Raw genomic sequence first — 17894 nt, 5'->3', positions numbered from 1 at the left:
TGCGTACGGACGTACGCAGCCCGCGCCTCCTACCGGAGCACCGAGCTCAGCAGCAGACTCGTCTCGGAGTTGATGACGCCCTCGACGCTGCGGATCCGCGCCAGCACGCGGTCGAACTCGCCGAGCGACGAGGTGCGGTACTCGGCGACGAGATCCCATCCACCGTTGGTCGTGTGCAGCGACACCACCTCGGGGAACCCGCGCAGCTGCCGGATGACGTGGTCGGTCGACCGCCCCTCGATCTCGATGAAGCCGATCGCGCGGATCAGATCGGGGTCGTGGTCCTCACGCACGCGCACCGTGTAGCCGAGCACCGTGCCCGACGCCTCGAGCCGGTCGAGTCGCGACGTCACGGTCGCGCGTGTGACCCCGAGTCGGCGCGCCAGGGCGGCGGCGGACTCGCGGGCGTCGACCCGGAGGGCGGCGAGGAGGCGCCGGTCGAGTTCGTCGAGATCGGCCATGACCCGAAATGTACAGCAGCACTGCGCGGATCGCCGAGTCGGGGGTGCGATTCAGCGCGTGCTGGCGATTGCCGGTGCATATCGCGCAGCCATAGCGTGGAGCGACGACCGGGTGACCGGCGAGACGACCGGACGACCGGGCGACCGGGCGACCGGCGAGACGAGCAGAGGGGAGGCGCCCGTGGTGCGCTTCGTAGACGTGCAGAACATGATCCGCTGGGTGACCGACCGCGGGGTCGGCCCGATCACCGCCGGCATGGTGACCGCCCTCGAGCGCGACTTCGCCCGCTGGCCCGCCTTCGACAAGTCGCCGCGCGTGGCCTCGCACTCTCCCATCGGGGTCATCGAGCTGATGCCCGCGAGCGACAGCGAGACGTACGGCTTCAAGTACGTCAACGGCCACCCGTCGAACCCGGCCCGCGGGTTCCAGACCGTGACCGCGTTCGGCGTGCTCGCCGACGTCGACACGGGGTACCCGACGTTCCTCGCCGAGATGACGATCCTCACCGCGCTCCGCACCGCCGCCACGAGCGCGATGGCGGCGAAGCGGCTCGCCCGCGCCGACTCGCGGGTGCTCGCCCTGATCGGAGCGGGGTCGCAGGCGGAGTTCCAGGCGCTGGCGATGCGCGCCTCCCTCGGGATCGAGATCGTGCGCGTCTTCGACGTCGACCCCGGGGCGACCGAGAAGCTCGTCCGCAACCTGACCCCGCTCGGCTTCGACATCACCGTCTGCGCGAGCCCGGTCGAGGCCGCGGAGGGCGCCGACGTCGTCACCACCTGCACGGCCGACAAGCAGAACGCGATCGTGCTGCCCGACGAGGCCGTGCGACCCGGCATGCACGTGAACGCGATCGGCGGCGACTGCCCCGGCAAGACCGAGCTCGACCCGGTGACGCTGCGCCGCGCCGACGTGTTCGTCGAGTACCCCGAGCAGACGCGGGTCGAGGGCGAGATCCAGCACCAGTCGGCCGACTTCGCCGTCACCGAGCTGTGGGAGGTCGTGGCCGGCCGACTGCCCGGGCGCACGAGCGACGAGCAGATCACCGTGTTCGACTCCGTCGGCTTCGCCATCGAGGACGTCTGCGCGCTCAAGTACCTGCGCGACGACGTCGCCGGCACCGACTACGCCGTCGAGATCGACCTCGTCGCCGACCCCGACGACCCGAAGGACCTCTTCGGCCTCGTCGCCCGTCAGCCCGTCGGGGTCTGAGGGCCGACATGACGAGCGTCGTCGAGACCGGCGCGGGCGCGACCGGCGCCGGCACGACCCGCACAGGCGAGACCGGCGCGGGCGCGACCGGCGCGAACGCGACCGGCGCGAACGCGACCGGCGTCGCCGACCCGGCCCGCGCCTCCTCGTCCCCCGTCGCCGCCGACCCCGAGGAGGCGCGGCTCGCCCGCCAGTCCCCCGCCGCCGTCGTGATGGTGCGTCCGCGTCACTTCACGCCCAACCCGCAGACGGCGCGGGACAACGCGTTCCAGACCGACCCCGCCGACGTCGACGCGTCGCGGGCAGAGATCGCCGCGCGCGCCCGCGCCGAGGTCGACTCGGTGGCGGCCGCCCTGCGCGCCGCGGGTGTGCGCGTGCATCTCGTCGACGACGAGCGGGCCGATCGTCCCGACGCGGTGTTCCCGAACAACTGGTTCTCGACGCACTCCGACGGGCGTCTGCTGCTCTACCCGATGCACTCGCCGAACCGGCGGTCGGAGCGGCGCGGCGACGTGGTCGAGCTGCTGCGCGGCTCGTACGGGGTCGGGTCGGTGGTCGACCACTCGTCGCTCGAGTCGCTCGGGCTGCACGTCGAGGGCACCGGGGCGCTCGTCTTCGACCACGTCGAGCGGGTCGCCTACGTGGCCCTCTCGCATCGGGCCGACCGGGCCGCCGTCGATCTCGTCTGCCGCGGGCTCGACTACGACGTCGAGGCGTTCACCGCGACCGACGCCGACGGGGTGCCGATCTATCACACGAACGTGATGATGAGCGTGGCCTCGCGCCTGGCGCTGGTCGGCCTCGAGGCGATCGGGTCGTCGAGCGAGAGGAGGCGCGTGGCCGACCGTCTCGCCGCCTCCGGACGCGAGGTGGTCGCCCTCACCCGCGCCCAGCTCGCCGAGTTCGCCGGCAACGCCCTCGAGCTGCGGGGCGCCGACGGGCCCGTGCTCGCGGTGTCGGCGCACGGCTGGGCGGCTCTCACCCCGTCGCAGCGGGCGACGGTGGCGCGGCACGCCCGCCCGCTGCCGCTCGACGTGCCGACGATCGAGCTGGCCGGCGGGTCGGTGCGCTGCATGCTCGCCGGGGTGCACCTGCCGCCGCTCGGCGCCGTCAGCGGCAGCGGAGCCCGTTGAGGATCGACACGGTGACACCCGTCGTCGCGTCCGACGTCGAGGTCCAGAGGGTGCCCGTCGCCCCGAGCACGGCCTTGACCTTGACCGTCGAGGCGAGATTGAGGCTGAGGCCCGCGGTCGGGGTGAACGTGACCGACTTCGTCGAGTTCTGATTCGACGTCGCCGACGACGCAGCGGTGCTCCCGTAGGTCACCGTGCCGCCGAGCAGGCCGGGCCCCTGGAGCTCGAACGAGTCCGCGTCGGCGCCCGCCGGGTAGGCGAACGTGATGGTCACCCCGTTGCTCCCCGCGTTGACGCACCCGAGGGTCGTCGTGTTCGGCACGGCCGCCGGCTGACCCACCATGCCCGCCGTCCACGACGACTTCGGGTTGACGGTCGTCGCGAGGAACGGAGCCGCGATCGCCGTCGCGGGCAGCACGAACCCGATGCCCGCGGTCGCGATGACGAGCGCGCTGAGACCCGCGCCCCAGAGCAGGCGTCGGCGCCGATGCGCCGCGCGACGCTCGACGAGCACGAGGCGGCGGGTGCCGACGCCTGCGCGGCCGGGGATCCGAGGAGGTGCGGTGCGCGACCGCCCGTCGCGCGCCTCCTGCACGTGCGCGGCCGGTGCGACGACCCGCAGCATCCGGCCGACGGCGACCCCGGCGCGGTGGATGCCGCCCCGTCCGGAGCCGGCGGCACGGGCGCCGGCTCGACCCGCGCCTCCTGAGCCTCCGCCTGCGGGGCCCCCGCCGCCGTGTCGTCCGTGAGCGCGACCGGCGACGGCCGACGGGTCGGGCTCGGGGCGGCGGCGCAGCGGCCCGTCGAGCAGGGTGACGGCGATCAGCACCGCGACGGCGAGACCGGCGAGCACGAGGTGCGCGGCGTCGCCGTCGTGCAGCCAGACGATGGGCATGCCGATGAGCGGCACGCGGAGCACGCCGATGCCGTGCACGTCGTCACGGGGCACCGGCGACGAGTCGGCGGCGGCGTTGGCGTCGCCCTTCGTGATGAGCGTGCCGTCGGGGGCCGTCGAGTCGACCCGGTGCAGTCGCAGCGCCCCCTCGTGATCGGGGTCGTCGAAGAGCAGGACCTGCCCGGCGTCGAGTCGCGCGGAGTCGACCGGCCGCGAGATGACGACGTCTCCTACGGCGACCCGCGGCATCATCGACCCGGTCATCACCGTGGTGGGCTGCCAGCCGACGACAGCGGGGGCCGCCGCCCAGAAGGCGAGACCGAGCAGGGTCGCGATGATCCCGCGGGCGAGCGTCGCCGCGATGATCCGGGACCAGTCGGCGACCGTGGCCGCATCGACGCTCGACCCGCCCGACGACACCCGGGCTGAGGCCGACCCGGATGCCGCTGCGACGTGAGCGTGCGACGTGAACACGACGACGACCTCTCGTTCGGAGCGCCCGGAGGCCGCGGATCAGCTGTTCTGGGCCTCCCACGTGAAGCCGAGGGCCGCCGTGCCGCCCTGCACCGTCGACGGCGCGTTGGAGGGCAGCGTGTAGCTGAAGCGGAAGACCTTGCTCTCGCTGGCGGTGCCGGTGGGCGACCAGGTGGGGATGCCGTTGCCGTAGCTCGAGTAGGTCGTGCCGAAGTTCGCGACGGTGCCGCTGTACAGCGAGCCGCCGGTGGCCTGCGCCACGAAGCCGGTGCAGTCGGCGAACGTGCCGCCGGTGCCCTGCTCGACCGTGAGGTTCAGGCTGCTCGCGAGCGCGTTCGTCGTGGAGGGGGTGGTGCCGTACAGCTTCACCGCCGAGGGCAGCGACCCGGTCGACGTGACGACGATGCACTTCGTCCCCGTCGACCCGGGCTTCAGCGCCGTGGCGTTGAACATCGCCGTGTTCGCGTCGTCGTCGGACAGGGCGACGTTGCCCGCGGTCCAGTTGTTCGTCGGGTTCGACGTCGTGGCCGAGAACGCCGAGTACGACGCGGTCGACACGATGACGCCCGAGGCGACCAGGGCGAGCGGCACGCCGACGAAGGCGGCGATGCGGGCGGCGCGGGTTGCGGCGATGGACATGGTGGAGCTCCTGATCCGGAAGAAGACGGAGCGTCACGGTGGACGGTAGGAGGCACGGTGCGAGTGGTTGGGTCGCGGCGCTCGATCGCTCGGGTGCGGTGAGGACCCGATGACGCTCCGTTGGTACAAAAATGAAGATAGTTCAGTCATGTGGGTCGCGCAAGAGGTGCGGCCGACCCCCGTTCGCGGGACGCCCGCGCGGGGTGGGGCGGGCCGGGCCCGCCGGCGCGGGGGCCGCCCACAGCGCCAGGAAGTGGACACGACGCCAGGTTTGAACCTGGCGTCCTGTCCATCTCGTGGCGCAATGAGTCGTGCGCGGTGAGTCGGGCGCCGGGCGCAGCGAGTCGGGCGCGGTGAGCCGGGCGCTAGGCGTCGACGGCGGGGACCTCGGCGACCGCGATGTCGGCGCCGTCGGCCCCGCGGATCTCGACGGCGGCGACGTCCTCGCGCAGCACGCCCGCGTTCAGGCTGCAGTCGATCTCGACGTCGGTGCCGAGGAACGTGCCCGACTCGTACTCGCGCCCGTCGTCGCCGACGACGACCACGGTGAAGGGGTCTCCGGCGGGCAGCCCGGTGACCGTCAGGAGCGTCTCGGTGCCCCAGGTGTGGGCGACGACGTCGCCGTCGACCTCGACCCCCGAGGGCGCGCCGGCGAAGGCGACCGGCTCGACGGCGCCGAGCGTGCCGGGCGGGCCGTCGACGTGACCGTCGCGGGGGGTCGCGACGAGGGCCCCCGCGCCGGCTCCGACCGCGAGGCAGGCCGCGGCGCCGAGCGCGGTGAGGAGCGTGCGCCGGCTCGGGCGACGGGTGGTGCGGGCGGGGCGTCGTGCCGAGCGGTCGGGCAGCGGGGTCACGGGGGCGACCCGGGCGTCGGTGGCGACCGGGGCATCGAAGCGAGGCGCCGCGTCGACCGCGGGCGCGTCGGCACCCGCGATGCCCGCGACGCGTCGCCGCAGCTCGGCGCTGGGTTCGAGGTCGACCCAGCCCGCGCCTCCTGCCCCTCCGTCCGGCTCGGGGAGGTCGGCGAGGCGCGCCGTGAGCGCACCCAGCTCGACGAGCTCGGCGTCGACGCCGGGGGCGTCTGCCCGGAGCGCCGCGAACTCGGCCGCCTCGGCGGGTGAGAGGTCGTCGGCGAGCGCCGCCGCGATCAGCTCGTCGCGGCGCGAGGGCGTCGGGTCAGTCATCGGTCGTGTCGCCTTCGTCGAGGTGGGTGCGGAGGGCGCGCAGGGCGTAGTGCACGCGGGTGCGGAGCGTCGCGACGGGCACGCCGGTGCTCTCGCTGACGTCGCGGTAGGTGCGGCCGCGCAGGTGAACGGCGACCACGGCGGCGCGGTGCTCGTCGCTCAGCCGGGCGAGCCCCTCGACGAGGCCGAGGCGGTCGAGAGGGTCGGGGTCGTTCGTCGAGGCGTCGGGGGCGTCGTCGGGTGTGACGAGGTGCGGTGTGCGCTGCCGGGCGCGCAGCACGTCGATGATGAGGCGCCGTTCGATGGCGAAGAGCCAGGTGCGGGCGGAGGCGCGGGTCGGGTCGAACCGGTCGCGCGCCCGCCATGCGCGCAGGAACGTCTCCTGCACGCAGTCCTCCGCCTGTCCGCGGTCGCCGAGGGCGTTGACGGCGAAGCCGAGCAGCGCCGACCCGTGCTCGGCGAAGGCCTCGTCGACGTCGAAGCTCGACGGTGGTGCGGTCATCGGGCTCCGCTCGGCGGTCGGGTGGCGGTGCGGCGTCAGGAGGGCCGTCATCGACGTTCCTCTCAGACTAGGGCGGCGGGGTCTCTAGGGGATACGTCGGGAGGTGCGGTTCCGTTCAATGCCGACCGACGACGACCGCCCCGCCGGACGAGACCGGCGGGGCGGACGCCCTTAGAGGGCGGGCGGTTCAGGAGGCGCGGGTGATCAGATCCCGGACCCTCGGCGGGCACGGCGACGACGCGAGACCACCACGGCGCCGAGACCGAGGGCCACCATCAGCGCACCGAGCAGGCCGGCCTGCTCGGCGGTCTCGGCACCCGTGTAGGCGAGGGATCCGTCGACGGTGCCGGGGGTCTGCGGCGTGGCCCCCGGGCCGACGACGACGGAGCCCGGACGGGAGGTCCCGTCGAGCGACGCCGGCGCGGCCTCGGGACGCGCGCCCGGGAGGACGACGGAGAGACGCACCGTGATCGTGGCCGACCCGGCGTTCACCCCCGAGAAGCCGCTCGGGCTGGTGGTGGGGCTCTGCACCTGACGCACCGTCAGGACCTGCTCTCCGGGCTCGAGGTAGGGGACGACCCGCCAGGTGCCGTCGGCTGCGACGTCGGCCAGGAGCCGGTTGGGGAACTCGCGGGCAGGGTCCGTCGCGACGATCTCGATGGTGGCTCCCGGCGTCCCCGTGCCGACGAGCTCCTCGGTGACGGCGGGGCGGGGGCCGAAGACGGCGTCCTGCGGGTACTGGCCCGCGGCGACGAGCACGCCCCCGTCGGCGACCGAGGTCACCGTCGGGACGGGCAGGGTCGCCGGTCGGACGGTGAAGTCGCGTCCGCCCGAGACGACGGAGCGCGAGCTGATGCGGCGCCCGGTGTCGTCGGCCAGGTACTGCCGTGCGCTGAAGCGCCACTCACCCGTGGGGATGGTCGCGACGTGGGTGAGCACGCCCGACGCGGGGACGGTGATGTCGCCCGAGGGACCGCGCTGCGAGCCCGTGGCGTCACGCCACGACATCTCGACCTTCGCCCCGGGGATGCCGCGGACGACGATGGTCACCGGGCCGCCGAGGCGGGTGGCTCCGGAGGCGCTGGTCGGCTCGTAGAGACCGCCGGCGGTCGGCGACACGATCGTGACGGGCGCCGGCGCCGCCTGGTAGGCGACGACGTGCTGGAAGGGCGCGCGGACCTCGGGGGACGGGTCGCCGGCGGGCTGGCCGTCGACACCGCGGGCGTACTGGCGCACGGTGGTGATCCACTCGATGTCGCCCAGTTCGACGGTCGCCGTCCAGCCGCCGTCGGCCCCGACGGGTGCGACGGCGTATCTCGTGCTGCTGGACGCGGCGCGGACCGGGTCGATGCGGACCTTGACCACGGCACCGGGCTGACCGGTTCCCGTGAAGGTCACCGGTGCGCGGAAGTCTCCCTCGCCCCGAGCGGCGGAACGGACGACGGAGCCCGACGCCGGGCTCGTGAGCACCGGCGAGGTCGGGATCGCGGCCGCGGCCGCGGTCGGTTCGTCGGCCGCGACGGGCTCGACGGCGACCGGCGCGTCGGCGACGGGCTCGACCGCGACCGGCTCATCGACTGCCGGCTCGACGGCTGCCGGCTCGTCAGCGACCGGCTCCACGACTGCTGTCTCGTCGCCTGCGGGTTCGGGGGCGACCGGTGCCTCAACGACCGGAACGTCTTCTCCCGGCGCCTCGGCGGGGACCTCGACGACCGGGGCAGGTGTCTGGTCGGTGACCAGCGCCTCCTCGGTGACGGATGCGTCGACGGGCGCTGCGGCGGTGGCCGTCGGGACGACCAGCAGCACCCCTCCTACTGCGAGCGCGAGCGTCGTCGGGATCGCCGCCGCCTTCTGCCAGGTGTGCGCGTGCACGATGGTGCCTCTCTGCGTGGGTCTGACGCGACCGGCCCGCTCTGACCCACCCCCGAGCGCCGGACGTCCGGCGTGGTGATCTCCCTGCCGACGACACCGACAGTAGGGGCGCCGGAGGGGCGGTGAGGGGCCCGTGACCGGTCCGTGATGCAAGATCGTCCGCTGGGATGACGCAGCCTCATCTATGCGACCGACCGGCGTCGGCGGAGCCCGTCGTCGTCGAGCGCCCGGGTGGTCTCGGGAGGTGCGGTTCCGTTCACTGCCGACCCGCGCCTCCTTCAGGGGGCCGAATCGAAGAAGACGGAGTCGACGAACAGCGCGACGAGGAAGACCGGCAGCGAGAGGGCGACCATCCCTCCGGCGATGATCCCCCGGCGGCGCCCTCGTCCTCCTCGGGCGCCCGCGGCCGTCGCCAGGACGATGGTCGCGATGATCCCGGGGGCGAGGTACACCGCAGACCACTCCCCGACCCGGGTGAGCAGGGGGTCCGTCGGCGTCGAGGAGCCCACCGTCGAGATGGGGAAGAAGGCGGGGACGATGATGACCGACGCGAACAGCACTCCGACCGCCGTCGCGATGCCGAGGGCGCCGAGCACGCGCGACCGCCGACCGTCGCCGGGATCGGCGTCGGGATCGTCGTCGGGATCGGCGTCGGCATCGATCGGCGAGGTCATGCGAGCAGGTTAGCGGTCGCCGCGGATCCGTCCGCTCGCTGCCCTCAGGCCTCGAGGACCCAGCGCCCGGCGTCGTCGTCGAGCGCCCAGGTGGTCGTGGGCGCGTCGGTCGCGGCGACGTCGGTGAGCCAGTAGGTCTCGTCGGGGCTCCAGCCGGCCAGGACGGAGGCGGTGCTCTCGCCGACGGGGACGCTGCGGCCGGCGGTGAGCAGGTACCCGGCGACGGAGACGTGCACGGCATCGGCGATCTCGGCGACGGACGCCCAGTCGGGCGAGACCCATGCCCCGGCCCGACCGGTCGCGCGGTACCAGTCGTGCCGGTGCGACGCGGTGACCTCGAGCGGGTGCTCGCGGCAGAGGCGGGCCCAGTCGTCGGGGCCGTCGACCTCGATCACCCGGGCGCCGGGCGGGACGTCGAGCTGCCGCACGTGTGCGCGGGTGTCGCCGAAGCCGTCTTCGACGAGTCGCAGGCCGAGCGGGGCGCCGTCGGGCCCCGCGTGGGTCGTGACCGGGCCGATCCAGTTCGGGGTCGACCACCAGTCGGCGCTGAACGAAGAGGTCGGGTCGAGGGATCGTTCGCGCAGCGCCTCGGCCTCGCCGGCGATGCGCGCGTCGCGCCACTGCTGCAGGGCTGCTCGGACGCCGATGACGCTCCACGACGGGGGCTCGCCGGTGCGGAGCTGTGGCCGGTCGAACTCGACGAGGTGCTGCTCGGGGGCCACGCCCTCGGTCCACCAGGCGATGGCGGGCGACGACACGACGTGCTCGGCGATGCGACGGAGGGCCCGGGTGACGACCGGCTCGGCGATCAGCAGATCGTCGCCGTCGGGCTCCTGCCAGTAGGCGGCGGCGTCGACGGTGCTCACGAGGGCGGTCGTCAGCGTGTCGTCGTCGAGGTGCGGCAACTCGACCCGATCGAGAGCGGCGGCGAGCTCGGCGGGGGTCGGGTCGGGCAGCTGGTCGTCAGGGTCCGAGCCGCCGCCGGCTCCGCTCGTGTAGAAGGCGATCGACGCCCCGCTCGCCTTCGCCATCCGGTACGACGCCACGAAGACGAGCTCGCCGAAGTGCTGACGCGCCTCGGTGATCGGCTCGGTTTGCTGCACGAGCTCGAGGCAGAGCCGTCGCCCGCGCGGGCCGGCGAGCAGGGCGTCGGCGTCGATGGGGGCGGTCATGCGCTCAGCCTAGGATGCGTCGGCCGACGGCTCGCGAGCGGCCCGCGAGGCGCGGATCTCGCGACCCGACGCGCGGGCGTCTCGCCCGATCACGAGCCAGGCGACGATCGCCACAGGGGCGATCAGTGCCCAGAGCACGATCCAGAGGGCCTTGGCGGAACCGCTGAGGGCCGACCTGACGACGCTGACGAGCATCCAGACGGCGGCGAGCGCGCCGATCGCGATGATCGCCGTCCAGCCCAGGTCGTACGCCGCAGGCCACATCGCACCGGACCCTCCGGCGCTCGCGAGCAGTCGGTCGATCGGCGCATCCATGCCCGGCAGGCTAGCGGTGCCGCCGGTCGGTCCGACAGCCCCCAGGGGCCTCGGCGGCGCGGGCAGCCGCCGGTCTTCGTTCATGGACCGGTTGCACACCCCCTGCGCACGTTGACCCGCTACCGATCGTTCCTGACGGCGAGGCGCTCATTCGGAATGGATGCGACGCGAGTGTCCGTACGACCCGCCAGGAAGACGCCGGCCAGCGCCAGCGCCCCGGTGGCGGCGAAGACCCCGGCGAATCCTGCCGGGCCCGTCCCCGCCGCTGCGAGGACGGCTCCCCCTGCACCAGCGATGAGGGCCGTGGCGAGCGTCTGGGCGAGCTGGAGCGACGCACTCGTGGCGCCGGCGGACGACCCTGCTGACATCGTCGCGCTCGTCGCGGCGTTGAAGGCGACCCCCATGCCGAGCCCGGCGATCGCCCATCCCAGCACCGCGCCTCCTGACCAGGCGTCGGGGACGGCGACGGTCACGGCCGTGAGGACCTGCCCGGCGAGCAGCACCACGAACCCCCATCGGACGGACCGGGCCCTCGTACCCGGCCGGGCGGCGTCGATGCGCGCCTGGATGAAGGAACCCGCCGTCCAGGTGAGAGCCCCCGTCGCCAGCGCCACACCGGCGAGGGTCACTCCGACACCGTGCAGACGCGTCAGACCGAGTGGCACGAAGGCCTCCGAGCCGAAGTACGCGCCGCACAGCAGGAACCGCACTCCGACGCCCGCGGCCGCTCCGCGCGCTCCCCGCAGCGTGCCGACGGGTGTGAGCCTGCGGAACGACCACGCTGCGACGAGGCCGCCGATGCCGACGAGCGGTACGAGCACGAGGAGCGACGTGCTCTCGAGGGAGGCGAGGACAACCGCCGAAGCCACCGCCAGGACGATGGAGGCGACGAGCGCTCCGCGTCGCGCCCGACGCGCCTCGTCGACGCTGCGAGCCGCCGCGGCACCGGAGTCCGGTCCGCCCCGGGAGGAGACGGCGCCGACTCGACGCGCGCTGGGCAGTACGAGGGGAAGCAGGGCGAGGACCATCGGTCCGACGACCCAGAAGACGAGTCGCCAGTCCGCCACGGCGACGAGCGCACCGGCGAGCAGGGGCCCCACGAGAGACGGGATCGTCCAGGCCGACGACAGGAACGCGAACATGACCGGCCGGAGGCGCGCCGGGTAGGCCAGGCCCACGAGGCTGTACGCGTAGGCCATCACGGCGCCGACCCCGAGGCCCTGAAGAGCGCGGGCCGCGATGAACACCTCCCACGTCGGGGCCGCGCCGGCGACGATGCAGCCCGCCGCGAAGACGAGGCCCCCGACGAGCACCGTGCGTGCCGGTCCGCGTCGATCGATGTCACCACCGGCCAGCACCGTGCCCACGATGTTCGCGAGCATGAGGGCCGAGAGCCCCCAGCCGTAGGCGGACAGACCGCCGAGGTCGTCGGCCACGACGGGCAGGATCGTCGCGACGCCGAGCGACTCGAGCGCCACGGCACCGACGCTGGCCAGGATGCCCACGGTCCGGGCCCGCAGCCCCGGTGAGAACACTCCTACGGGATCACCGCTGTGCGCGGTGTCCGAGTGGCTGGGGTCGCGCGGCCGGGGGAGGAGCGGGTCGTCATGCGGTCTCACTTTCGTTCCGAATCGGTACGGAATGAAACTAGGCTATCGTCGACTCATGACGCAAGCAGGCCCCGGCGACTCACGCCGCACCTCCTCGGCTCCCGTCCGGTCGGGTCGACCGCGTGATGCGAGCATCGACGAGCGTGCCGCCGCAGCGGTCATGCGGCTCCTCGGCGAGGGCACCTACCGCGACCTGACGCTCGACCGCGTCGCCGCCGAGGCGCGCACGAGCAAGCCCGCGCTCCGACGCCGCTGGGGCACCCTCCCCGGAGTGGTCGTGCACACCCTCATCACCGTGATGGGCACGAGCCCGACACCGGACACCGGCTGCCTGCGATGCGACCTCGTCACGGGGATCGGCGGCCTGGCCGAGTCGATCGCCTCGACCCCCGTCACCACCGCCCTGCCCGGCCTGATCGCCGACCTCGCCGGCGACCCCGAGCTCCGTGAGAGATTCACCCGCGACTACTTCGACGCGCGCAGGTCGACCACCCGGGCGGTGCTCGAGCGCGCACGGGACCAGGGTGGACTCGCCCCGTCGACGGACATCGAACTGGTGCTCGACCTCCTCGCCGCGCCCCTGTACTACCGAGCGCTCTTCGCCCACGAGGCGATCACCACCGACACGGCCGAGCGGATCGTGGACACGCTGCTCGACGGCCTGTCCGTCGATGCCGCCTCGAACCACCCTTCCGCGCCGGACCACTGAGACGGCGCCTCGCGGCACACCCTCGACGGCCATGGCGGTCGAGGTCGTCAGCACGCCCCTCGTGAGCGTGCACGCGACACATCACTCCTTGCATCCGTGCCGGAAGAGGCTTCGACAGGTTGTCCCCTGATATCGAGACCGCGTCTCGCGACTCCGGGGACGCGAGACGACCCCGGAGCGCCCGCAAAGTGATCGGCTATCGGGACGCAGCCGGGGGGCTCTGCGGGCATAGGCACCATCTGCCCGTGGATCCTTCAACCGGTTCGGCCAGAGCACCGGAAGCCGCGAGTCACGTCTCCAGGCGCGGGGCCGGGATGTGAAGCCGTCGCGCTTCTCGCAGGGTGTCGCGGAGGACGGCGCGACCCTCGACCATGTCCGTGTCCGTGTGCGCCCCGAGGGCACGGCGCGCGATCGGGACCAGCGCCGTCGCCCATCCCATCGCAGTGCCCATCAGGAGCGGGAGGCGGTAGGGAAGCATCGCGCGGCGATGCTCTGCGAGATCCACACCCCGTGCTCGGAGAAGCGGCAGTAGGTCGCGGGTCGTTGCGAGCGCTTTCCGGAGAGCCTGTCGGTCACCGATCATCGCCGACAGTGAACCCTTGCTCATCGCCTGGGCGTACATGCCGGCGTCGGCGATGAAATGGAGCCACAGCCACCCCCGGATGTCCGCCTCCTGCCGGGCAGTGATGCCGGCCTGCCGAAAAGCCGACAGGACCTCCTCCTCGCGCCGACTCGTCAGAGCGTGACCGGTACCGATGACGACCGACGGCATGATGGCGGCCACCAGGACGCCATCCTCCCGGAACTGACCGCCCCCACCCGGGAAGCCGAAGACGACCTGATCGGCCGGCAACGGCGCGACGGCCTCGAGCGGCTCCTCCCACACGTTGCCGAACACCAGGACGGTCGCCGATCCCAGTCGGGGCGCGAGGAACGCCGCCGCCTCAGCGAGACGATGATGCCCGACGCTGAGCACGACGAGGTCGAACCCCTCACGTGGATCGATGGTCTCGCGGAACCTGACCGGGAAGTTCTCACGGACTCGTCGGCCGAGCAGCGCACGACGCCCGTCGATCCAGTCGATGCGCACCTCGTCCCCGTATTCCGCAGCACGCCCCGGGCGTACGTAGAACTCGACGTCGTGACCAGCGGCGGCAAGGACGCGACCGTAGATCGTCGCGATCGCTCCCCGCCCGAACATCAGGATGCGCATGAATGACCCTTCGCTAAGCTGGAGACGATCTCCGGTTGAACTATATGGAGATAATCTCCAATTATCTAGGGAGGGTGCCTCCGTGGCCGAGGAACGCGCGATGCGGGCGGACGCCCGTCGGAACCGAGATGCGATCGTCGCTGCCGCGCGGGTCGTGTTCGACCAGCACCAGCAGGTGCGGTTCGACGACTTCGCCGCTCTCGCCGGCGTGGGGGTGGGGACGCTGTACCGGCACTTCCCCACACGGGATGCTCTGGCTGCTGCCGTGTACGAGGGCGAGGTGGCACTGCTCTGTGAGAACGCTGTCGACCCGGCGCGGCCGGCCGTCGAGAACCTCGAGTCGTTCCTCCGCGGCTTCGTCGAGTACGTCCTGGAGCACACCGGGCTGGCCCGCACGCTCGCGGCAGCCGACGACCCGACCGTGTTCACCGACGGTGGGATCCAGATCGAACGCACGGTGTCCGACCTCGTGAGCCAGGCGGCCCGGGACGGCGCCGTCCGTGATGACATGCCGGTCGGAGCGGTGATGATCGTGCTGCACGGCATCGGCACCGCGACGGGCCGACCACTCTGGGCATCTGAATCCCGCGCAGCCGTTGAGCTCTTGATCGCCGGCCTTCGGGCCACATAGAGGCACGCCCGATTCAGCCGGACACTCGAGCCTGGGGCACCCGACACCCGTCTCGAAACGCCATCGGCTATCGGACACCTTCAAGGAGTCGTACTAGGTGCTTCTTACATCGAGCGCCCTGCTTGCAGAGGGAAGACCACCATCCTCGCCGTTGCCGATGAGCCCGTGCACATCACGCCCTGATCGCCAGTAGGCATATCGGCCGCGGGTCGGGCGCACCACTGGCGGCCAGTGACTCATCCCGACGACGCGGTGGCCCTACGTCGCCGGTCGATCGCGCAGATGACGAGAGCGATGACCGCGCCCAGCACCGCGCCGACGGTGTTCATGGCCCAATCGTTCGTGTCGCACCGGCGACCGAGGACGGGCGTGAGGGCCTGTACGACTTCGATGACGGCGGAGAGGGCGACCGCACCGGTGAGGATTGTCAGCGGCCGGTTCGTCGCCGTCCCGAGGAAGAGCACGAGCGGCAGCAGCATCGCGACGTTGGCGAGCGTCTCGATGCCCTGGAACGGGACGCTGAACTGCACGGTGCAGGTGACACCGCCGGGCCGAGCTCCGTCGGGCAGCAGGGTTAGAACGAGCACCGCGATGAGCGCGACAGCCGAGAGGCCGAGGAGGACACGCCGGAGCCGGAGCCGGTGCAGGACCCAGGCGAGCAGGGTGGCGGCCGCGACGGCGACCCAGAAGCCGATGCGGACGAGGGGCGCGTGTTCGACGAGGAACGTGGAGATCACCGGGGGCCGTCGCTTTCTCGGTCGAGGCGCGTGAGCCAGACGTTCATGAGCGCGGACTCCTCGGGGAGGAGGGCGCCAGGCCCGCCCTCGGCAAGCTGCGCACGGAGCTGCCGCCGGGCGGCTGTGGCGGCGTCGAAGGACGCCGTCGGGGACCCCGCGACGAGGACGGCACCGAGGACGGCGTCGCGGAGCGCGTCGGCGACCGCATCGGTCTGTCGTGCGGGACGCGGGGTCGTCATCTCGTCGAGGGCGAGCCCGACGTTGGCCGCCAAGATCATCCCCGATGCGACGTCGACTTCGAGACGGAGAAGCCCCGCGGCCGCGCACCGAGAGAGCGTCCGCTCGAGCAGCGTCCTCACACCGTCCGCTGCGCGACCGCCCGCCCAGGGTCGCGGCGCGAACATCAGGCGATAGAGGGCGGGGTTCTCCCTCGCGAAGTCGAGGTGGTCACCCCAACCGCGGCGCAGGTCCGCCGCCGGGTCGTCGGTGGCCTCGAGCTCGGCCTTGCGGGCGGCGTAGCGCTGCAGGCCCGTCTCGGCCAGGGCGTCGAGGAGTCCCCGCTTGTCGCCGAACAGCCGATACAGCACCGGCTGAGTCACGCCAACGGCCTCACAGACCGCTCGTGTGGCGATCTCGCCATCGGACGCGGCGACGAGTTGTTCCTCGGCCGCCGCGAGCAGCGCGCTCCGGAGGTCGTCGTCGGATCGGATCATGGCCCCCAGCCTAGGGCACTTGCTATCGCGTGTCGTATCTGTGATAGTCCTTGCGTATCGGCGAAACTGCCGACCAATAGCAACGAAAGGCAGATCATGAGCACTGATCCCCAGCGCGTCGCCGTCGTCACGGGTGGCTCCCGCGGCATCGGCCGCGCCATCTCCACCCGACTCTCCCGTGACGGGTTCACCGTCGTCGTCGCATCAGCCAGCGGGGGTGCCGCGGCCGCCGCGACCCTCGACGAGATCACGAGCGCCGGCGGCCATGCCATCGCCGTGCAGGCCGACGTCGCCGACGAGCACGCCGTGGCGGCGATCTTCGACAGGGTCGCGAACGACTTCGGGGGCGTCGACGTCGTGGTGCACTCGGCCGGACGCCTCGGCTTGTCGACCATCGCCGAGCAAGACCTCGACGCCCTCGACGACCTGCACAGGACGAACGTCCGCGGCACCTTCGTCGTCGCACAGCAGGCAGCACGTCGACTGCGCTCCGGGGGTGCCTTCGTCGGCATGTCGACATCCGTCGTCGGAACGCAGTTCCCCACCTACGGCGCCTACGTCGCGAGCAAGAGCGCGGTCGAGGGCATGGCGCTGATCCTGGCGAAGGAGCTCCGTGGCCGGGACGTCACGGTGAACGTCGTCGCTCCGGGCCCGACCGCGACGGAGCTGTTCCTCGACGGCAAGACGCAGGAGCAGATCGACGCCCTGGCCAAGGTCCCGCCGCTCGAGCGCCTCGGCACCCCGGAGGACATCGCCGGCGTGGTGGCGTTCCTTGCAGGGCCGGACGGGCGCTGGGTGAACGGCCAGACCATCCGTGTCAACGGCGGCATGGTCTGATGACGGTGCCGCTGGTCATCCTCGTCACCGGCGCCTCCACAGGATTCGGTCGACTCACGGCAGAATCGCTGGCACGCGCAGGCCACGTCGTCGCGGCGGGCATGCGCGCCGTCGACGGGAGGAACGCGGCTCATCGCGACGCCCTGGCCGACCTCGCCTCTCGTGAGGGGCTGAGGCTCGGCGGCGTCGAGCTCGACGTCCAGTCGCAGGGATCCGTGGACGCTGCGGTCGACACCGTCATCAGGGCGTACGGCCGCATCGACGCCGTCGTGCAGAACGCCGGCCACATGGCCTTCGGTGCCGCTGAGGCTTTCACGCCTGAACAGTTCGCGTACCTGTACGACGTCAACGTGGTCGGCGGCCACCGGGTAGCCCGCGCCGTCTTGCCGCACATGCGCTCCCAGCGCTCGGGCTTCGTCGTATGGGTGGGCAGTTCCTCCACCCGCGGCGGGCACCCTCCGTTCCTCGCCCCGTACTTCGCCGCCAAGGCCGGCATGGATGCTCTCGCCGAAAGCTATGCGGCCGAGACGATCCGCTTCGGCATCGACAGCTCGATCGTCGTTCCTGGGGCGTTCACGTCGGGGACGAACCACTTCACCAACGCCTCCACCCCGGCGGACGAGGCGCGGGTGACCGACCACGACGCCGAGTACGGCACGCTCCGCCGCCAGCTGACCCACCGCCTCGCCGCGATCGTGCCGCCCGAGGCCGACGTGCAGGACGTCGCCGACGAGATCGTGCGCCTGGTCGGCCTGCCCCAGGGGACGCGCCCGTTCCGGTCGCACGTCGACCCGTCCCGCGACGGCAGCGAAGTCGTGTCCGCGGTCACCGACCGCATCCGTGCCGAGTTCTACCGCCGCATCGGCATCGAGGATCTCTTGCCCTCGAACGCCGCCCTCTGACCCCCGGAACG

19 protein-coding genes are annotated in these 17894 nt (G+C 72.6%); 6 read left to right on the top strand and 13 right to left on the bottom strand.

Going from position 1 to position 17894, the window contains the following annotated elements; genetic code table 11:
• Positions 1–29: 29 nt before the first annotated feature.
• On the bottom strand, positions 30–461 hold the full coding sequence (locus ACZZY9_RS11600; protein WP_192061503.1) for an Lrp/AsnC family transcriptional regulator: 432 nt from the start codon (positions 459–461) through the stop codon (positions 30–32).
• Positions 462–642: 181 nt separating this feature from the next.
• Here ACZZY9_RS11600 and ACZZY9_RS11595 point away from each other — a divergent pair, with 181 nt between their 5' ends.
• Positions 643–1671, top strand: a complete 1029-nt coding sequence (locus tag ACZZY9_RS11595; protein WP_463464671.1) for an ornithine cyclodeaminase — start codon at positions 643–645, stop codon at positions 1669–1671.
• A gap of 8 nt (positions 1672–1679) precedes the next feature.
• Positions 1680–2804 (top strand): citrulline utilization hydrolase CtlX, encoded by a 1125-nt coding sequence (gene ctlX, locus ACZZY9_RS11590; protein ID WP_463464173.1) that lies wholly within the window; start codon positions 1680–1682, stop codon positions 2802–2804.
• On the opposite strand, the gene ACZZY9_RS11585 is transcribed toward ctlX, so the two are convergent.
• The 9 genes from ACZZY9_RS11585 to ACZZY9_RS11545 all read right to left on the bottom strand — a co-directional run bounded on the left by ACZZY9_RS11585 (position 2782) and on the right by ACZZY9_RS11545 (position 12150).
• Positions 2782–4173 (bottom strand): signal peptidase I, encoded by a 1392-nt coding sequence (locus ACZZY9_RS11585; protein WP_463464172.1) that lies wholly within the window; start codon positions 4171–4173, stop codon positions 2782–2784. The genes ctlX and ACZZY9_RS11585 overlap by 23 nt on opposite strands.
• A gap of 39 nt (positions 4174–4212) precedes the next feature.
• Positions 4213–4812 (bottom strand): hypothetical protein, encoded by a 600-nt coding sequence (locus ACZZY9_RS11580; protein ID WP_243216570.1) that lies wholly within the window; start codon positions 4810–4812, stop codon positions 4213–4215.
• Positions 4813–5177: 365 nt separating this feature from the next.
• A complete protein-coding gene (locus ACZZY9_RS11575) occupies positions 5178–5996 on the bottom strand; it encodes a hypothetical protein (RefSeq protein ID WP_463464171.1) in 819 nt (272 codons plus the stop codon).
• Positions 5989–6549, bottom strand: coding sequence for a sigma-70 family RNA polymerase sigma factor (locus ACZZY9_RS11570; protein WP_192061508.1), 561 nt, complete (start codon positions 6547–6549; stop codon positions 5989–5991). The genes ACZZY9_RS11575 and ACZZY9_RS11570 overlap by 8 nt, the downstream gene beginning before the upstream one ends.
• A 153-nt stretch (positions 6550–6702) precedes the next feature.
• Positions 6703–8370 carry a hypothetical protein gene (locus ACZZY9_RS11565; protein WP_463464170.1) on the bottom strand — a complete coding sequence of 556 codons (1668 nt, stop codon included), beginning with the start codon at positions 8368–8370 and terminating at the stop codon, positions 6703–6705.
• Between the two features lie 278 nt (positions 8371–8648).
• Positions 8649–9044, bottom strand: a complete 396-nt coding sequence (locus ACZZY9_RS11560) for a hypothetical protein (protein ID WP_463464169.1) — start codon at positions 9042–9044, stop codon at positions 8649–8651.
• 44 nt (positions 9045–9088) lie between these two features.
• Positions 9089–10216 carry a hypothetical protein gene (locus ACZZY9_RS11555; protein ID WP_463464168.1) on the bottom strand — a complete coding sequence of 376 codons (1128 nt, stop codon included), beginning with the start codon at positions 10214–10216 and terminating at the stop codon, positions 9089–9091.
• 9 nt (positions 10217–10225) lie between these two features.
• Positions 10226–10531 carry a hypothetical protein gene (locus ACZZY9_RS11550; RefSeq protein WP_463464167.1) on the bottom strand — a complete coding sequence of 102 codons (306 nt, stop codon included), beginning with the start codon at positions 10529–10531 and terminating at the stop codon, positions 10226–10228.
• Positions 10532–10650: 119 nt separating this feature from the next.
• A complete protein-coding gene (locus tag ACZZY9_RS11545; RefSeq protein ID WP_463464166.1) occupies positions 10651–12150 on the bottom strand; it encodes an MFS transporter in 1500 nt (499 codons plus the stop codon).
• A 46-nt stretch (positions 12151–12196) separates the two neighbouring features.
• On the opposite strand from ACZZY9_RS11545, the gene ACZZY9_RS11540 reads away from it, so the two are divergent.
• Positions 12197–12850: a TetR-like C-terminal domain-containing protein gene (locus ACZZY9_RS11540; protein WP_463464165.1), complete on the top strand. Its 654-nt coding sequence runs from the start codon at positions 12197–12199 to the stop codon at positions 12848–12850.
• 289 nt (positions 12851–13139) lie between these two features.
• Here ACZZY9_RS11540 and ACZZY9_RS11535 read toward each other — a convergent pair whose 3' ends face one another.
• Positions 13140–14063, bottom strand: a complete 924-nt coding sequence (locus tag ACZZY9_RS11535; protein WP_463464164.1) for a ketopantoate reductase family protein — start codon at positions 14061–14063, stop codon at positions 13140–13142.
• Between the two features lie 82 nt (positions 14064–14145).
• Between ACZZY9_RS11535 and ACZZY9_RS11530 the strand changes: the two genes are divergently transcribed.
• On the top strand, positions 14146–14694 hold the full coding sequence (locus ACZZY9_RS11530) for a TetR/AcrR family transcriptional regulator (RefSeq protein ID WP_463464163.1): 549 nt from the start codon (positions 14146–14148) through the stop codon (positions 14692–14694).
• Between the two features lie 236 nt (positions 14695–14930).
• Here the strand turns inward: ACZZY9_RS11530 and ACZZY9_RS11525 are convergent, their stop codons facing one another.
• Both ACZZY9_RS11525 and ACZZY9_RS11520 read right to left on the bottom strand, forming a co-directional pair.
• Positions 14931–15431 carry a VanZ family protein gene (locus tag ACZZY9_RS11525; protein WP_463464162.1) on the bottom strand — a complete coding sequence of 167 codons (501 nt, stop codon included), beginning with the start codon at positions 15429–15431 and terminating at the stop codon, positions 14931–14933.
• Positions 15428–16144 (bottom strand): TetR/AcrR family transcriptional regulator, encoded by a 717-nt coding sequence (locus ACZZY9_RS11520; RefSeq protein ID WP_463464161.1) that lies wholly within the window; start codon positions 16142–16144, stop codon positions 15428–15430. The genes ACZZY9_RS11525 and ACZZY9_RS11520 overlap by 4 nt, the downstream gene beginning before the upstream one ends.
• Before the next feature lie 96 nt (positions 16145–16240).
• Here ACZZY9_RS11520 and ACZZY9_RS11515 point away from each other — a divergent pair, with 96 nt between their 5' ends.
• Positions 16241–16981 (top strand): SDR family oxidoreductase, encoded by a 741-nt coding sequence (locus ACZZY9_RS11515; protein ID WP_320478480.1) that lies wholly within the window; start codon positions 16241–16243, stop codon positions 16979–16981.
• Positions 16981–17883, top strand: a complete 903-nt coding sequence (locus tag ACZZY9_RS11510; RefSeq protein WP_463464160.1) for an SDR family oxidoreductase — start codon at positions 16981–16983, stop codon at positions 17881–17883. Before ACZZY9_RS11515 ends, ACZZY9_RS11510 begins: the two co-directional genes overlap by 1 nt.
• The last annotated feature ends 11 nt before the right edge of the window (positions 17884–17894 follow it).

The sequence above is a fragment of the Frigoribacterium sp. AC394 genome (assembly GCF_979258095.1).
Note: the sequence above shows the minus strand (reverse complement) of the source record. Positions and strands in the feature narration are given on the sequence as shown.

Coding starts and splice junctions, on each gene's coding strand:
- ACZZY9_RS11600 (WP_192061503.1), bottom strand. CDS start 461: ATGGCCGATCTCGACGAACTCGACCGGCGCCTCCTCGCCGCCCTCCGG.
- ctlX (WP_463464173.1), top strand. CDS start 1,680: ATGACGAGCGTCGTCGAGACCGGCGCGGGCGCGACCGGCGCCGGCACG.
- ACZZY9_RS11580 (WP_243216570.1), bottom strand. CDS start 4,812: ATGTCCATCGCCGCAACCCGCGCCGCCCGCATCGCCGCCTTCGTCGGC.
- ACZZY9_RS11575 (WP_463464171.1), bottom strand. CDS start 5,996: ATGACTGACCCGACGCCCTCGCGCCGCGACGAGCTGATCGCGGCGGCG.
- ACZZY9_RS11570 (WP_192061508.1), bottom strand. CDS start 6,549: ATGACGGCCCTCCTGACGCCGCACCGCCACCCGACCGCCGAGCGGAGC.
- ACZZY9_RS11560 (WP_463464169.1), bottom strand. CDS start 9,044: ATGACCTCGCCGATCGATGCCGACGCCGATCCCGACGACGATCCCGAC.
- ACZZY9_RS11555 (WP_463464168.1), bottom strand. CDS start 10,216: ATGACCGCCCCCATCGACGCCGACGCCCTGCTCGCCGGCCCGCGCGGG.
- ACZZY9_RS11550 (WP_463464167.1), bottom strand. CDS start 10,531: ATGGATGCGCCGATCGACCGACTGCTCGCGAGCGCCGGAGGGTCCGGT.
- ACZZY9_RS11540 (WP_463464165.1), top strand. CDS start 12,197: ATGACGCAAGCAGGCCCCGGCGACTCACGCCGCACCTCCTCGGCTCCC.
- ACZZY9_RS11535 (WP_463464164.1), bottom strand. CDS start 14,063: ATGCGCATCCTGATGTTCGGGCGGGGAGCGATCGCGACGATCTACGGT.
- ACZZY9_RS11520 (WP_463464161.1), bottom strand. CDS start 16,144: ATGATCCGATCCGACGACGACCTCCGGAGCGCGCTGCTCGCGGCGGCC.
- ACZZY9_RS11515 (WP_320478480.1), top strand. CDS start 16,241: ATGAGCACTGATCCCCAGCGCGTCGCCGTCGTCACGGGTGGCTCCCGC.
- ACZZY9_RS11510 (WP_463464160.1), top strand. CDS start 16,981: ATGACGGTGCCGCTGGTCATCCTCGTCACCGGCGCCTCCACAGGATTC.